At 58.7% G+C, this 15,035-nt stretch carries 16 protein-coding genes and 1 tRNA gene; 4 read left to right on the top strand and 13 right to left on the bottom strand.

Features of this window, described 5'->3' with window-relative positions; all coding sequences use genetic code 11:
- Positions 1-36: 36 nt before the first annotated feature.
- From hscB to trmJ, 7 genes are all read right to left on the bottom strand, one after another.
- Entirely contained in the window at positions 37-558 is a 522-nt protein-coding gene (gene hscB, locus AB4N47_RS01995; RefSeq protein ID WP_016773325.1) for a co-chaperone HscB, read from the bottom strand.
- Between the two features lie 8 nt (positions 559-566).
- Positions 567-890 (bottom strand): iron-sulfur cluster assembly protein IscA, encoded by a 324-nt coding sequence (gene iscA / locus AB4N47_RS01990; RefSeq protein WP_003227904.1) that lies wholly within the window; start codon positions 888-890, stop codon positions 567-569.
- A gap of 34 nt (positions 891-924) precedes the next feature.
- On the bottom strand, positions 925-1,311 hold the full coding sequence (gene iscU, locus AB4N47_RS01985; protein WP_003227907.1) for a Fe-S cluster assembly scaffold IscU: 387 nt from the start codon (positions 1,309-1,311) through the stop codon (positions 925-927).
- Between the two features lie 100 nt (positions 1,312-1,411).
- Complete coding sequence (locus tag AB4N47_RS01980) at positions 1,412-2,626, bottom strand: IscS subfamily cysteine desulfurase (RefSeq protein WP_016773324.1); 1,215 nt, start codon at positions 2,624-2,626, stop codon at positions 1,412-1,414.
- Positions 2,627-2,676: 50 nt separating this feature from the next.
- Positions 2,677-3,168, bottom strand: coding sequence for a Fe-S cluster assembly transcriptional regulator IscR (gene iscR / locus AB4N47_RS01975; RefSeq protein ID WP_016773323.1), 492 nt, complete (start codon positions 3,166-3,168; stop codon positions 2,677-2,679).
- Positions 3,169-3,408: 240 nt separating this feature from the next.
- The gene (cysE, locus tag AB4N47_RS01970) at positions 3,409-4,185 is read right to left on the bottom strand and encodes a serine O-acetyltransferase (RefSeq protein WP_130911731.1); all 777 of its coding nucleotides are present in this window, start codon (positions 4,183-4,185) and stop codon (positions 3,409-3,411) included.
- 3 nt (positions 4,186-4,188) lie between these two features.
- Positions 4,189-4,959: a tRNA (cytosine(32)/uridine(32)-2'-O)-methyltransferase TrmJ gene (gene trmJ / locus AB4N47_RS01965; protein WP_341638852.1), complete on the bottom strand. Its 771-nt coding sequence runs from the start codon at positions 4,957-4,959 to the stop codon at positions 4,189-4,191.
- 145 nt (positions 4,960-5,104) lie between these two features.
- Here trmJ and suhB point away from each other — a divergent pair, with 145 nt between their 5' ends.
- Positions 5,105-5,923 (top strand): type III secretion system regulator SuhB, encoded by an 819-nt coding sequence (gene suhB, locus AB4N47_RS01960; RefSeq protein WP_016773320.1) that lies wholly within the window; start codon positions 5,105-5,107, stop codon positions 5,921-5,923.
- 240 nt (positions 5,924-6,163) lie between these two features.
- Here suhB and AB4N47_RS01955 read toward each other — a convergent pair whose 3' ends face one another.
- The 6 genes from AB4N47_RS01955 to queA form a co-directional block, all read right to left on the bottom strand.
- The gene (locus AB4N47_RS01955) at positions 6,164-6,712 is read right to left on the bottom strand and encodes a glycine zipper 2TM domain-containing protein (protein ID WP_007916907.1); all 549 of its coding nucleotides are present in this window, start codon (positions 6,710-6,712) and stop codon (positions 6,164-6,166) included.
- Positions 6,713-6,834: 122 nt separating this feature from the next.
- Positions 6,835-7,749, bottom strand: a complete 915-nt coding sequence (gene secF / locus AB4N47_RS01950) for a protein translocase subunit SecF (RefSeq protein WP_110603668.1) — start codon at positions 7,747-7,749, stop codon at positions 6,835-6,837.
- 9 nt (positions 7,750-7,758) lie between these two features.
- Positions 7,759-9,627 carry a protein translocase subunit SecD gene (gene secD, locus AB4N47_RS01945; protein WP_460154399.1) on the bottom strand — a complete coding sequence of 623 codons (1,869 nt, stop codon included), beginning with the start codon at positions 9,625-9,627 and terminating at the stop codon, positions 7,759-7,761.
- Between the two features lie 65 nt (positions 9,628-9,692).
- Complete coding sequence (gene yajC / locus AB4N47_RS01940; protein WP_016773317.1) at positions 9,693-10,031, bottom strand: preprotein translocase subunit YajC; 339 nt, start codon at positions 10,029-10,031, stop codon at positions 9,693-9,695.
- 43 nt (positions 10,032-10,074) lie between these two features.
- The gene (tgt, locus tag AB4N47_RS01935) at positions 10,075-11,190 is read right to left on the bottom strand and encodes a tRNA guanosine(34) transglycosylase Tgt (RefSeq protein WP_160768392.1); all 1,116 of its coding nucleotides are present in this window, start codon (positions 11,188-11,190) and stop codon (positions 10,075-10,077) included.
- A gap of 14 nt (positions 11,191-11,204) precedes the next feature.
- Positions 11,205-12,269, bottom strand: a complete 1,065-nt coding sequence (queA, locus tag AB4N47_RS01930; RefSeq protein ID WP_016773315.1) for a tRNA preQ1(34) S-adenosylmethionine ribosyltransferase-isomerase QueA — start codon at positions 12,267-12,269, stop codon at positions 11,205-11,207.
- A gap of 108 nt (positions 12,270-12,377) precedes the next feature.
- On the opposite strand from queA, the gene AB4N47_RS01925 reads away from it, so the two are divergent.
- The 3 genes from AB4N47_RS01925 to AB4N47_RS01915 all read left to right on the top strand — a co-directional run bounded on the left by AB4N47_RS01925 (position 12,378) and on the right by AB4N47_RS01915 (position 14,988).
- Positions 12,378-12,462, top strand: a tRNA-Leu gene (locus AB4N47_RS01925).
- A gap of 164 nt (positions 12,463-12,626) precedes the next feature.
- Positions 12,627-13,868 (top strand): tyrosine-type recombinase/integrase, encoded by a 1,242-nt coding sequence (locus AB4N47_RS01920; protein WP_460154398.1) that lies wholly within the window; start codon positions 12,627-12,629, stop codon positions 13,866-13,868.
- A gap of 280 nt (positions 13,869-14,148) precedes the next feature.
- A complete protein-coding gene (locus AB4N47_RS01915; protein WP_460154397.1) occupies positions 14,149-14,988 on the top strand; it encodes a hypothetical protein in 840 nt (279 codons plus the stop codon).
- Positions 14,989-15,035 lie beyond the last annotated feature (47 nt).

Raw genomic sequence — 15,035 nt, 5'->3', positions numbered from 1 at the left:
GTCTGTCTGTCAGCGTGCAATCAGGGCAGCACTGGGTTAATCGTCGAGGCGCTCTTCCAGCTGGCGCACTTCGTAGGTGAGCTTGTCGAGGAACTGCATGCGCCGCATCAGGCGTTCGGCCTGTTCACGTTGCGCTGCATCATCCCAACAGGCTGCGAAGCTTTCGTTGAGCTGTTCCTGAGCTGCCTTCAAACGCCGCTTGAATACCGCAACACCGTCGAGATCGGCACTGTCCTGCAGATCTTCGAGTTCTTCGCGCCATTGCATCTGCTGCAGAAGAAACTCGGGATCGTGGACGGTGACTTCCATCGGCACTTCATGCCCGCTGATTTTCAGCAGGTAGCGTGCGCGCTGGGCCGGACTCTTGAGCGTCTGGTAGGCGTCGTTGAGCCGCGCCGATTGCTCGAGCGCCGAGCGCTGCTCGCGTTCGGATGCATCGGCAAAACGGTCAGGATGGACGCCGCGCGCCAACTCACGGTAGCGCGTGGCCAACTGCTCGAGATCCAGGCGGAAGCTCGGTTGCAGCTCGAATAAAGCGAAATGACAAGGAATACCCACGACCAGCCTCAGATGTTGAAGCTTTCGCCGCAGCCACATTCACCGCGCACGTTGGGGTTATTGAACTTGAAGCCTTCGTTCAACCCTTCCTTGACGAAGTCGAGCTCGGTGCCGTCCAGGTAGGCCAGGCTTTTCGGGTCGATGATCACTTTTTCGCCGTGACTCTCGAACACCTGATCTTCCGCCACTACCTCGTCGACAAACTCCAGCACGTAGGCAAGGCCGGAACAGCCTGTGGTGCGAACACCCAGACGAATCCCTTCACCTTTGCCGCGCCCGTCGAGGGAGCGCCGCACGTGTCGAGCAGCCGCTTCTGTCATGCTGATAGCCATCGTTGACTCCTTACTCGTCGCCGAATCTTGAAATTCAGATCAAGCCTTTCTTCTGCTTGTAATCGCGAACTGCCGCCTTGATAGCGTCTTCAGCGAGCACGGAGCAGTGGATTTTCACTGGCGGCAAAGCCAGTTCTTCGGCCAGCTGAGTGTTCTTGATGGTTTCGGCTTCGTCCAGGGTCTTGCCCTTCATCCACTCGGTGGCGAGGGAGCTGGAGGCGATTGCCGAACCGCAACCGTAGGTCTTGAACTTGGCGTCTTCGATAACGCCCTGATCGTTGACCTTGATCTGCAGACGCATCACGTCGCCGCACGCCGGAGCGCCGACCATGCCGGTGCCGACATCAGGATCTTCCGCGTTCATCTTGCCGACGTTGCGCGGGTTTTCGTAGTGGTCGATGACCTTTTCGCTGTAAGCCATGATTCTCAATCCTCACTCATCAGGGCCGCTCTTGAGACCCTGCAACTGCGCTGCGTTAACGCCGCGTCGCTACAGGATCTGTATCCGGCGGCTTCTATAGTTAGTGTGCCGCCCACTCGATTTTCGAGATATCGACGCCGTCTTTGTACATGTCCCACAGCGGCGACAGAGCGCGCAGCTTGGTAACGGCCTCGCAGACTTTCTGCGCGGCGTAGTCGATTTCTTCTTCGGTGGTGAAACGGCCGAAGGTAAAGCGGATCGAGCTGTGTGCCAGTTCGTCGTTGCGGCCCAGGGCGCGCAGTACGTACGAAGGCTCCAGCGAAGCCGAGGTGCAGGCCGAACCGGACGATACCGCCAGATCCTTGAGCGCCATGATCAGCGACTCGCCTTCAACGTAGTTGAAGCTCAGGTTCAGGTTGTGCGGAACGCGGGCGGTCAGGCTGCCGTTGACGTACAGCTCTTCCAGATGCTCGACCTGCTTGTAGAAGCGATCGCTCAAGGCTTTGATGCGCACGTTTTCAGCGGCCATGTCTTCCTTGGCTACGCGGAACGCTTCGCCCATGCCGACGATCTGGTGGGTCGCCAGGGTGCCGGAACGCATGCCACGCTCGTGACCGCCGCCGTGCATGGTCGCTTCGATGCGCACACGCGGCTTGCGGCTGACGTACAGCGCGCCGATGCCTTTAGGGCCATAAGTCTTGTGGGCGGAGAACGACATCATGTCGACTTTCAGCTTCTGCAGATCGATTTCGACCTTGCCGGTGGACTGAGCCGCGTCGACATGGAACAGCACGCCTTTGGCGCGCAGCATCTCGCCGATGGCGGCGATGTCGTTGATGGTGCCGATTTCGTTGTTGACGTGCATCACCGACACCAGAATGGTGTCTTCGCGCAGTGCGGCGTCAATCATTGCCGGGGTGATCAGACCGTCTTCGGTCGGCTCGAGGTACGTCACTTCGAAGCCTTCACGCTCCAGTTGGCGCATGGTGTCGAGGACAGCCTTGTGCTCGATCTTGCTGGTGATCAGGTGCTTGCCCTTGGAGGCGTAGAAATGTGCCGCGCCCTTGATCGCCAGGTTGTCGGATTCGGTGGCACCGGAGGTCCAGACGATTTCGCGCGGGTCGGCATTGACCAGATCGGCCACCTGACGACGAGCGTTTTCGACAGACTCTTCAGCCTTCCAGCCGAACACGTGGGAACGGGACGCCGGGTTACCGAAGTTTCCGTCGACCAGCAGGCATTCACTCATTTTCTGCGCAACGCGCGGATCAACCGGGGTGGTTGCAGAGTAATCAAGGTAAATCGGCAATTTCATGGACTATCTCCTAAATCAGGGCTGGCGTGCCGCGGGTAGCTCTTCGGCTGTCATTCGACGGCGGACGCTTCAATCTTGTCCAGGCGTGGCGCCTTGCTGCTGCAACGGCGCTGGTCCTGACGCTGGGCCACTTCTTGTACCTCACGGCGAGTCACAAGGTCGGCCAAGCTGATACCGCTCAGAAATTCGTGAATCTGCAGGCTCAAATCGCACCACAGATGATGGGTCAGGCAGGTATCGCCGGAATGGCAATCGCCCTGGCCCTGGCACTTGGTGGCATCGACCGATTCGTTCACCGCATCGATCACCTGGGCGACCTGGATGCCCTGCATGTCGCGGGACAACTGGTAGCCACCACCCGGACCGCGAACGCTGGAAACCAGGTTGCTGCGGCGCAGCTTGGCGAACAGCTGTTCGAGGTAGGACAGGGAGATGCCTTGGCGCTCGGAGATATCGGCCAGAGACACCGGCCCGTGCTGCGCGTGCAACGCCAGGTCAAGCATGGCGGTCACGGCGTATCGGCCTTTTGTAGTCAGTCGCATGGACAGTTACCACGGAGTTCGGAATGGGCGGGAGTATGCAATTCCCGAGCATTTAAGTCAACTATAAGACCTAGTGCTGTAGTCGGGTTTACCCGCAAAAGAGCGCGCGCACTATAGCAAAGACGGGGCGCGGACAGCCAGCGCAACCGCGTGATCGTTCTTCGCGAGCAGGCTCGCTCCCACATTGGAATGCATTGCTCTTGTGGGAGCGAGCCTGCTCGCGAAAAGCAGCGCCGCAGTTCAGCCGGCTTTCGATTCGTCCTTGCCCTTGACGCAAGCGAAGTCTTCTTCGCGCAGCTCAGGCAGATCTTTCGCACAGTAATTGCTGCCCAGATCCTTCAGCGCGCCGCACATGCCTTCCAGGCGCCCGTCCACTGCTTGCAGATGATCGAGCAATTGGCCGATGGCCCGGGCCACCGGGTCAGGCATGTCTTCGCTGACACCGTAGGCGTCGAAACCGATCTTTTCCGCCATGGCTTTGCGCTTGGCGTCCTGCTCTTCGTCGGTCTTGATGATGATCCGCCCCGGAATCCCCACCACCGTGGCGCCCGGCGGCACTTCCTTGGTGACCACAGCGTTGGAGCCGACTTTGGCGCCGGCACCCACCATGAACGGACCGAGAACCTTGGCCCCGGCACCGACTACAACGCCGTCTCCGAGAGTCGGGTGGCGCTTGCCTTTGTTCCAGCTGGTGCCGCCGAGGGTCACGCCTTGATAGATGGTGACGTCGTCGCCGATCTCGGCGGTTTCACCAATAACGATGCCCATGCCGTGGTCAATGAAGAACCGCCGACCGACCTTGGCGCCCGGATGAATCTCGATCCCGGTCAGCCAGCGACCGAAGTTCGACACCAGTCGCGCCAGCCACTTCAACTCGTTGCGCCAGAGCATGCCGGCCAAACGATGAATCCAGATCGCATGCATGCCGGGGTAGCAGGTCAGGACTTCAAAAGCGTTACGCGCCGCCGGGTCTCGATGGAATACGCTTTGGATATCTTCACGCAAACGCTCAAACATCATTCAATCCTTCCGCTTTAGAAGCTCGCCACGGGCCGCTTTCTGGGTTTCCGTGAAGATGCCACGCAAAATATTCATTTCCGCCCGGCTGACCGAGCTGCGTCCGTACAACCGGCGCAGGCGCGCCATCAAGTGGCGTGGCTTTTCCGGGTCGAGGAATTCGATGGCAACCAGTGTCTGCTCCAGGTGCTCATAGAATCGCTCCAGCTCATCCATGGTCGCCAGCTCGGCGCTTTTCACCGAGGCCACTTCTTCTTTCTCGACCTTGCTCGGCTGACCCTGTGCGGCCAGCCAGGCCATGCGCACTTCATAACTCAATACCTGCACCGCCGCCCCGAGATTCAGCGAACTGAAGGTCGGGTCGGAAGGGATGTGCACGTGAAAATGACATCGCTGCAGCTCTTCGTTGGTCAGGCCGGAATCTTCACGGCCGAACACCAAAGCAATCTCGGCGCCCTGCCCGGCTTCCTCAACCACTTTGTTGCCGCATTCGCGCGGATCGAGCAGGGGCCAGGGAATGCGCCGGTCGCGGGCGCTGGTGCCGAGCACCAGATTGCAGCCGACCAGAGCATCTTCCAAGGTGGCGACGATTTGCGCGTTTTCAAGGATGTCACCAGCACCGGAGGCGCGGGCGTCGGCCTCATGGTGCGGGAAGACCCGCGGTTCGACCAGCACCAGTCGCGACAGACCCATGTTTTTCATGGCGCGCGCGGCCCCGCCGATGTTGCCGGGGTGACTGGTGTTGACCAGGACGACACGAATGTTCTGCAGCAAGGGAGGCGCTCTCGGACACAGGAAAGGGGGGCAAATCTTACAGAACAGCCTACCGTTAAGCTATGAAAGCGAACAGCGTCCTTCACCTGAAGAAAAGTTCTGATAGAATGCGCGGCTTTCTTTAACAACCTTAGGTGACACATCCATGCAGCCCATGCTGAATATCGCGCTGCGCGCCGCCCGCAGCGCCAGTGAACTGATCTTCCGCTCCATCGAGCGCCTGGATACCATCAAGGTCGACGAAAAAGACGCCAAGGATTACGTATCCGAGGTCGATCGCGCCGCTGAACAGAAAATCATCGATGCCCTGCGCAAGGCTTACCCGAATCACTCGATTCAGGGTGAAGAAACCGGCCTGCACGCTGGCACCGGCATCGAAGGCGAAGAGTACCTGTGGATCATCGATCCGCTGGACGGCACCACCAACTTCCTCCGTGGCATTCCGCACTTTGCAGTGAGCATTGCCTGCAAATATCGTGGTCGCCTGGAACACGCAGTAGTTCTGGACCCGGTCCGCCAGGAAGAATTCACCGCCAGCCGTGGTCGCGGCGCTCAACTGAACGGTCGTCGCCTGCGCGTCAGTGGTCGCACCAGCCTCGACGGCGCTCTGCTCGGCACTGGCTTCCCGTTCCGTGACGACCAGATGGACAACCTCGACAACTACCTCGGCATGTTCCGCGCCCTGGTTGGCCAAACTGCCGGCATCCGCCGCGCCGGTTCGGCGAGCCTGGACTTGGCTTACGTAGCTGCCGGTCGTTTCGATGCGTTCTGGGAATCGGGCCTGTCCGAGTGGGACATGGCTGCAGGCGCCCTGCTGATTCAAGAAGCCGGCGGCCTGGTGAGCGACTTCACCGGCGGCCACGATTTCCTTGAGAAAGGCCACATCGTTGCCGGCAACACCAAATGCTTCAAGGCAGTTCTGACGGCGATCCAGCCGCATCTGCCGGCCTCGCTGAAGCGCTAAGCTTTACGCGAAACCAAAAAGCACCCTTCGGGGTGCTTTTTTATGCCTGCAATTCCAAACAGCACAATTCCCTGTGGGAGCGAGCCTGCTCGCGAATGGGCGTGTCAACAAAGGAAATATCAACTGTTGGACCGCATTCGCGAGCAGGCTCGCTCCCACAGGTGAGAATCGCGCGCTGCCCTGAATCGCGGGTATAAAAAAAGCACCCCGCAGGGTGCTTCTTTTCACAACCGTAAATCCTTACTGAGCCGGCTCATTCTGCGACAGGATCAGCTTGCCTTCCTTGTCGACCGGAATCTGGTTGCCCGGATCGCGATCCATCCGCACTTTGCCTTCCTTGCCATCAAGCGAGTAACGCACGTCGTAACCGACGACCTTGTCGCTGATGTCATTGACCGTGTTGCAGCGAGTTTGCGTGGTGGTGTAGGTGTCACGCTCCTGCATGCCCTCCTGCACCTTGTTGCCCGCATAACCGCCACCGACCGCACCGGCCACCGTGGCAATCTTCTTGCCGGTACCGCCGCCAATCTGGTTACCCAGCAAACCACCGGCCAGCGCGCCGACCACGGTACCGGCGATCTGGTGTTGATCTTTTACCGGTGCCTGACGGGTCACCGTTACATCCTTGCATACTTCACGTGGAGTCTTGATCTGTGTCTTGACCGGCTCAACGGCTAATACTTGCGCATACTCAGGGCCGCTTTTAACCAGGCTGTAGGTGGCAACAGCACCCCCGGCTGTGACACCGACAGCACCCAATACCGCACCAACCAGCAACGACTTGTTCACATGAACCTCCTGACCATCACATGCGGGACGCGCCCGCGCTTCTCCCAGCCTTGGAGCACAAAAAAAGGCGCGAGTTCAACTCGCGCCTTTTGTTGGCTGACAGCCGGAAAAATCGCTGGCCGTTATGGACGGTCGTCGACTTCCTTGTCGGTGTTAGCCGGAGGAATCAGATCCTCGGTGGTCAGGTTCAGCCAGATCAGCACCACGTTGGCGATGTAGATCGACGAGTAGGTACCCGCCAGTACACCGATGAACAGTGCGATGGAGAAACCGAACAGGTTGTCGCCACCGAAGAACAGCAGCGCCGCGATCGCCAGCAGAGTGGAGATCGACGTCGCCATGGTGCGCAGCAGGGTCTGGGTGGTCGAGATGTTGATGTTCTCGATCAGCGTCGCCTTGCGCAGCACGCGGAAGTTCTCACGCACCCGGTCGAAAACCACGATGGTGTCGTTCAGCGAGTAACCGATGATCGCCAGCACCGCTGCCAGCACCGTCAGATCGAAGGTGATCTGGAAGTACGAGAGGATACCCACGGTCACGATGACGTCGTGGATCAGCGAGACAATGGCGCCGACCGCAAACTTCCACTGAAAGCGGAAGGCCAGGTAGATCAGGATGCCGCCGAGCGCCAGCAGCATGCCGAGGCCGCCCTGGTCGCGCAGCTCTTCACCGACCTGCGGGCCGACGAACTCGACACGCTTGACCGTCGCCGGGTTGTCGCCGCCGACTTTCTGCAATGCGTCTGCGACCTGATGGCCCAACTGCGGGTCTTCACCCGGCATGCGCACCAACAGATCGGTCGTCGCACCGAAGTTCTGCACCACGGCTTCGTGATAACCGGAGGTCGCCAGTTGCTCGCGCACCTTGGTGACATCGGCCGGACGCTCGTAGGTCAGCTCGATGAGCGTACCGCCGGTGAAGTCCAGGCCCCAGTTCATGCCCTTGGTGGCGACACTGAACAAGGCAATGACGGTAAGCAGCAATGTGACGCCGAACGCGAAGTTGCGAACGCCCATGAAGTTGATTGTACGTAACATGGCAGCCCCTTAAATCCACAACTTCTTGAAGTCACGTCCGCCAAAGATCAGGTTGACCATTGCGCGGGTCACCATGATGGCCGTGAACATCGAGGTAAAGATCCCGAGGGACATCGTCACTGCGAAACCCTTCACCGGGCCGGTGCCCATGGCGAAGAGAATGCCGCCGACCAGCAAGGTGGTCAGGTTGGCGTCGAGAATCGCGGTGAATGCCCGGCCGAAGCCTTCGTTGATTGCCCGCTGCACAGTCATGCCGGCGGCGATCTCTTCACGAATCCGCGAGAAGATCAGTACGTTGGCGTCGACCGCCATACCCATGGTCAGGACGATACCGGCGATACCCGGCAGGGTCAGCGTGGCGCCCAGCAACGACATCAACGCCAGCAGCAGCACCATGTTCACCGCCAGCGCGACGGTGGCGATGACGCCGAAGAAGCGGTAGATGGCGATGATGAACAGCGATACGAACAGCATGCCCCACAGGGAAGCGTCGATACCTTTGGTGATGTTGTCAGCACCCAGGCTCGGACCGATTGTGCGCTCTTCAGCGAAGTACATCGGTGCAGCCAGACCACCGGCACGCAGCAGCAGTGCCAGCTCGGACGACTCGCCCTGACCGTTCAGGCCAGTGATGCGGAATTGCGCACCCAGCGGCGACTGAATGGTCGCCAGGCTGATGATCTTCTTCTCTTCCTTGAACGTCTGCACCGCAACGTCTTTCTCGACGCCATCAACCACTTGTTTGGTGTAAGTGGTGACCGGACGCTGTTCGATGAAGATCACCGCCATGCTGCGGCCGACGTTGGAACGGGTCGCGCGGCTCATCAGCTCGCCACCGTGGCCATCCAGACGGATGTTCACTTCAGGCGTGCCGTGCTCGCCGAAACCGGCCTTGGCGTCGGTGACCTGGTCACCGGTGATGATCAGACCACGCTCGATCTGTGCTGGCGGACGGTTGCCCTCGCGGAATTCGAACGATTCGGAAGTGGCTTTCGAAGCGCCCGGCTCGGCGGCCAGACGGAACTCAAGGTTGGCCGTCTTGCCGAGAATACGCTTGGCTTCGGCAGTGTCCTGCACGCCCGGCAGCTCAACCACGATGCGGTTGGCGCCCTGACGCTGCACGATCGGTTCGGCAACACCCAACTCGTTGACGCGGTTACGTACCGTGGTCAGGTTCTGCTTGATGGAGTATTCACGGATTTCCGCCAGCTTGGCCGGGGTCATCGCCAGACGCAGCACCGGTTGACCGTTGAGGTCGGCCGGAACAATGTCGAAATCGTTGAAGTTCTTGCGGATCAGCGCACGGGCCTGTTCGCGGAAGTCTTCATCGCTGAAGCCCAACTGAATGGCACCGCCCAGTTGCGGCAGGCTGCGATAGCGCAGCTTCTCTTTGCGCAGCAGGCTTTTGACGTCGCCTTCGTAGACTTTCAGGCGCGCATCGAGAGCTTTGTCCATGTCCACTTCGAGCAGGAAGTGCACACCACCGGACAAGTCCAGACCCAGCTTCATCGGGTGCGCACCGAGGTTGCGCAGCCATTGCGGGGTGGTCTGTGCCAGGTTCAGCGCGACGACGTAGTCATCACCCAATGCCTTACGTACAACGTCTTTGGCCGGCAGCTGGTCTTCAGCCTTGCTCAGACGGATCAGACCGCCCTTGCCGCCCGCCGTCAGCGTTGCCGCCTTGACGTTGATGCCGGACTCTTTCAGCGCTGTGCTGACGCGAGCCAGATCGGCGTCATTGACCTGCAGAGCCGTGCTGGCGCCGCTGATCTGAATGGCCGGGTCATCGGGGTAAAGATTGGGAGCGGAATAAATCAGACCGATCGCCAGCACCGCCAGGATCAGAATGTATTTCCACAGAGGGTATTTGTTCAGCATCACGCCGCCCGTTATGAACGCGGGGCGCCTTGCGCGCCCCGTCGATTGAGTAGAAGTTGTTGCTCTTAGATCGCTTTCAGCGTGCCTTTTGGCAGCGTGGCGGCGATGGCGCCTTTCTGGAACTTCATTTCCACGGTGTCGGACACTTCCAGAACCACGAAGTCATCGGCAACCTTGGTGATCTTGCCGGCGATGCCGCCAGTGGTCACGACTTCGTCGCCCTTCTGCAGGCTGCTCAGCAGGTTCTTCTGCTCTTTGGCGCGCTTGGCCTGTGGACGCCAGATCATCAGGTAGAAGATGACCAGGAAGCCGACCAGGAAAATCCACTCGAAGCCGCCGCCCATTGGGCTTGCAGCAGCCGGTGCAGCTGCGTCAGCCATGGCGTTAGAGATAAAAAAGCTCATTTAGCACTCCAGTTGCAAATGTTGAATCTTGGGGTCAGAAAACTCAGTCCAAAGGCGGGACGGGAAGTCCGCGTTTGGCGTAGAAGGCATCGACAAAGGCGGCCAATGTACCCTGTTGAATAGCCTCGCGCAAACCAGCCATCAGCACCTGATAATGGCGCAAGTTATGGATGGTATTGAGCATGCTGCCGAGCATTTCGCCGCACTTGTCCAGGTGATGCAGATAAGCGCGCGAGAAGTTCTGGCAGGTGTAGCAATCGCAGGTCGGATCCAGCGGCGATTCATCATGGCGATGGAACGCGTTACGGATCTTCAGCACACCGGTATCGATGAACAGATGCCCATTGCGGGCATTACGGGTTGGCATCACGCAATCGAACATGTCCACCCCGCGGCGCACACCCTCAACCAGATCTTCCGGTTTGCCAACGCCCATAAGGTAACGAGGTTTGTCAGCGGGCATCTGGCCCGGCAGATAATCCAGCACCTTGATCATTTCGTGCTTCGGTTCGCCCACCGACAGACCGCCAATGGCGAGGCCGTCGAAGCCGATCTTGTCGAGGCCTTCGAGCGAGCGCATGCGCAGGTTTTCATGCATGCCGCCCTGGACGATACCGAACAGCGCTGCGGTGTTGTCGCCGTGGGCATTCTTCGAACGCTGCGCCCAGCGCAGCGACAACTCCATCGATACCCGCGCGACGTCTTCGTCAGCCGGATACGGCGTGCATTCGTCGAAGATCATCACAATGTCGGAACCGAGATCGCGCTGCACCTGCATCGATTCTTCCGGACCCATGAACACTTTGGCGCCGTCGACCGGAGAAGCGAAGGTCACGCCCTCCTCCTTGATCTTGCGCATCGCGCCGAGGCTAAACACCTGGAAGCCGCCGGAGTCGGTGAGGATCGGGCCTTTCCACTGCATGAAATCGTGCAGGTCGCCATGTTCCTTGATCACTTGAGTGCCGGGACGCAGCCACAGGTGAAAGGTGTTGCCCAGAATGATTTCCGCGCCCGTGGCGACGATGTCGCGCGGCAGCATGCCCTTGACCGTGCCGTACGTGCCGACCGGCATGAACGCCGGGGTCTCGACGGTGCCACGGGGGAAGGTCAGGCGACCACGACGAGCCTTGCCATCGGTGGCCAGCAGCTCAAAGGACATTCGACATTCGCGACTCATTCTGTTTCCTCTGGGCCTGTCTGTTCAGGGGCAGTTGGAGCGGGATTGCGGGTGATGAACATCGCATCCCCGTAACTGAAAAAGCGGTAGCCGTTTTCCACGGCGGCCTTATAGGCGGCCATGGTTTCGGGATAACCGGCAAACGCGGAAACCAGCATCAACAGCGTGGATTCCGGCAAATGGAAATTGGTCACCAGGGCATCGACCACATGAAACGGCCGGCCCGGATAGATAAAGATGTCGGTGTCGCCACTGAACGGCTTGAGCACACCATCGCGCGCCGCGCTTTCCAGCGAACGCACGCTGGTGGTGCCGACCGCAATCACCCGACCGCCCCGCGCACGGCACGCAGCGACCGCATCGACCACATCCTGGCCGACTTCCAGCCACTCGCTGTGCATGTGGTGATCTTCGATCTTCTCGACACGCACCGGCTGGAACGTCCCCGCGCCCACGTGCAACGTCACGAATGCAGTCTCGACGCCCTTGGCAGCAATCGCCTGCATAAGCGGCTCATCGAAATGCAGCCCCGCCGTCGGCGCTGCGACCGCACCCAGACGCTGGGCGTACACGGTCTGGTAACGCTCGCGATCCGAGCCTTCATCCGGGCGGTCTATATAAGGAGGCAACGGCATGTGCCCGACGCGGTCGAGCAGCGGCAAGACTTCCTCGGCGAAACCCAGCTCGAACAACGCATCATGACGCGCCAGCATCTCGGCTTCGCCACCGCCGTCGATAAGGATCTTCGAACCCGGTTTCGGCGACTTGCTGGAGCGCACATGCGCCAGCACGCGGTGCGCATCGAGCACGCGCTCGATGAGAATTTCCAGCTTGCCGCCGGACGCTTTCTGCCCGAACAGCCGCGCCGGAATCACCCGGGTATTGTTGAACACCATCAAATCGCCCGGGCGCAAATGCTCAAGCAAATCAGTGAATTGACGGTGTGCCAGGGCGCCGCTCGGCCCATCAAGGGTCAGCAGGCGACTACCGCGACGCTCGGCCAACGGATGGCGGGCGATCAGCGAATCAGGAAGCTCGAAAGTAAAGTCAGCAACGCGCATGATGGGGTTCGTCTAGCAGGGCCGGAAAGTCTAGCGGAAATATCAAAAATTGACCATGAAACGTGATTGACCAACGGTAATCACCTCTCTATACTTCGCCGCCATTGAGCCCTGATGGCGGAATTGGTAGACGCGGCGGATTCAAAATCCGTTTTCGAAAGGAGTGGGAGTTCGAGTCTCCCTCGGGGCACCACATAGCAGTATCTGAGAGTCTCTACCAGCCTCTCAGACCCAGAGAAACCGGCCACTTGGCCGGTTTTTTTGTGCCTGTCTGTTTATCCCTGTCTCCCCTTATCCGTTGTATCCCTGTATCCCTGCTTGTATCCTGAGAAAAATACCGAACTTTGGGATACAAGGATGAAGCGCGCAGACATCAAGCGCCGCCCTCTCGCTGACACTACACTTGCGGGATTGGAGCCGGAATCAAAGGAATACAGGGAGCTGGACGGAAACGGCCTCTACTTCAGGGTTAAACCTGATGGTGGTAAATCCTGGCAGCTCCGCTACAAACGTCCGGCGGGCAATTGGGCTTGGATGGGGCTCGGGGGTTACCCGGAAGTTAGTGGCGCGTTGGCAAGGGACAAAGCTGCCGATCTACGCAAAGTAGTGAGTAGCGGTGCCGATCCCCTTGAACAAAAGCGATCCGCGAAAGCTGCTATCGATGCGGCCAAGACCCGAACCTTTCGAGCTGCCGCTGATGCCTGGCTGAAGGCAAAAGAGGAAAAGGGTCTCGCACCCTCCACTCTCAATAAAATCCGCACCTACCTCGACAAAGACATACTCCCGGCACTGGGAGATAAGCCTCTAGACGAAATCACCCGTACCGATTGCGCGGAACTCCAAGCATCCATCGAAGCCCGGGACGCACACAACGTGGCGGAAAAGTGTCGCACTTGGATCAATCAGATATTCGGGCGAGCCATCGGTTTGGGCCTCACGGAAAACGATCCGGGCAGTCGCCTACGAGATATTGCAGCCCAAGCCCCGAAGACTCAGCAGCATCCTCATTTGCTTGAGCCTGAGTTGGCAGAATTCCTTCGAGCACTCAAAAACACTCCCAGCAGGCTGACGGCCCGGACTGCAGCATGGCTCTGTATCTGGACCGCATCTAGACCGGGCATGGTTCGGTTAGCTGAATGGAAAGAGTTCGACCTTGATAAAGCGCTATGGACGACACCTGCCGCCAAGATGAAGATGCGAAGAGACTTTGTGTGTCCACTCCCTAAGCAAGCGCTTTCCGCTCTCAAAGAACTTCATAGCCTCACAGGTCGTAGTCGCTGGCTGTTCCCTGGTGTGGGCGCTAAGAATCCAACGATTAGCGAAAACACCATCAATAAAGTCTTCGCGACGGTTGGTTACAAAGGTCGCTTGGTTGGTCATGGTACTCGTCACACCGCCAGCACTCTGCTCAGGGAACACGGCTGGCCGAAAGAGCATGTCGAAGCGCAGCTTGCTCACAAAGAAGAGGGAATATCCGGGGTATACAACAAGGCTCAATACCTTGAGCACCGGGTGAAGATGATGCAGTGGTATGCAGATCACCTTGATGCGTTGGCAAGCGAAAAGGTGATCAAGGGACAATTTGGAAGATCGGTATGAATGCACTTATCCATACCACCTTCAAAATCCGTGTAACAAGTGTTACTCGTGTAACGATGCCGGCCAACCCCCCGGATTCATTGGCTTTCAATCCCGTTACACTCCAGCACGCCATTCCGCACACTCGATGTAACGCACGCCGATTGTGTAACGCTACATCACGCCCCTTGCCTGCTACGGGCAGACACTCCCTAACACTTGCCCATGGCGCAAAGCTCGCTGGCTACGCTTCCAACCCGCAGGGCGCGGGACAGCGCGTTGCACGTCGAGAGCCATTCGCATGATTGATACCCACCCGATCTTGCACTCGGCGCTAACCGCTGGCCTGATCCAATATCTCTCAGAGCAGCCACTCTACGAGTTCTGCAATGAACAGATCACTGACGTGTGCGATCTGATCAATCAGTGCTGCATTCGCATCCAGACCGGCGACATTAGCAGCGACATGAGCAGCATGTGCATCCAGACAACGATGCATGAGGAGGCTATTTTTCAGTACGCCTCAACCGACAAAAAAAACCGTCTCGCTCATTGGGTTCGCCAATACAGCAAGTGTCATTCAGCCTCGGAACGCGAGGCATATGCAGCCTACGTCATGGCCTGCGCAGTAAAAGCGCTGAGCGCCTTAGCTGATTGGATGCGCTCCACCGAACAAGAGGCTTGGTCGCATGTTGCCGAGCCTCCGACGGATTGGCCGTGGGACCTTTATTGTCAGGTTGTGGAAAGACAGGTCGATCCTAACGAACGTATTGAGGCATTGGACCAGTACGTGCTGTTTTTGGAGCCCATAACATCCCTACCCTGCTTGATCAGTGACGAGCTGACCCCAATCGCTTACAGGGCAATCGAGAACGCTATCCGCACTAAGGGGGGCATCATCAGCGGAATAGAGCGTAACGAAGAAATAGGCGCACGGGATACAGCAATCATTAGGCAAGGTCGACACTACGTGTCTAGCGGAATGTCACGGCGAAACGTGACCACGGCGGTTCACGCCTGGCTGGAACGGGAGGTGTCCAAACCACTCAAACAGCGCGCTGAGTGGGTGACAATGGAAACAGAAAAAGCGCTAACCCGCAAAAGCGTGGAAGGAATCCTCAAGCGCAATTTTGTGGTGTGACCGATATTTCAATTTCATTTCAAATGGAAGTGAACTGCTCACCGCCG

The sequence above is a fragment of the Pseudomonas sp. S3_G06 genome (genome assembly GCF_054667565.1).
Note: the sequence above shows the minus strand (reverse complement) of the source record. Positions and strands in the feature narration are given on the sequence as shown.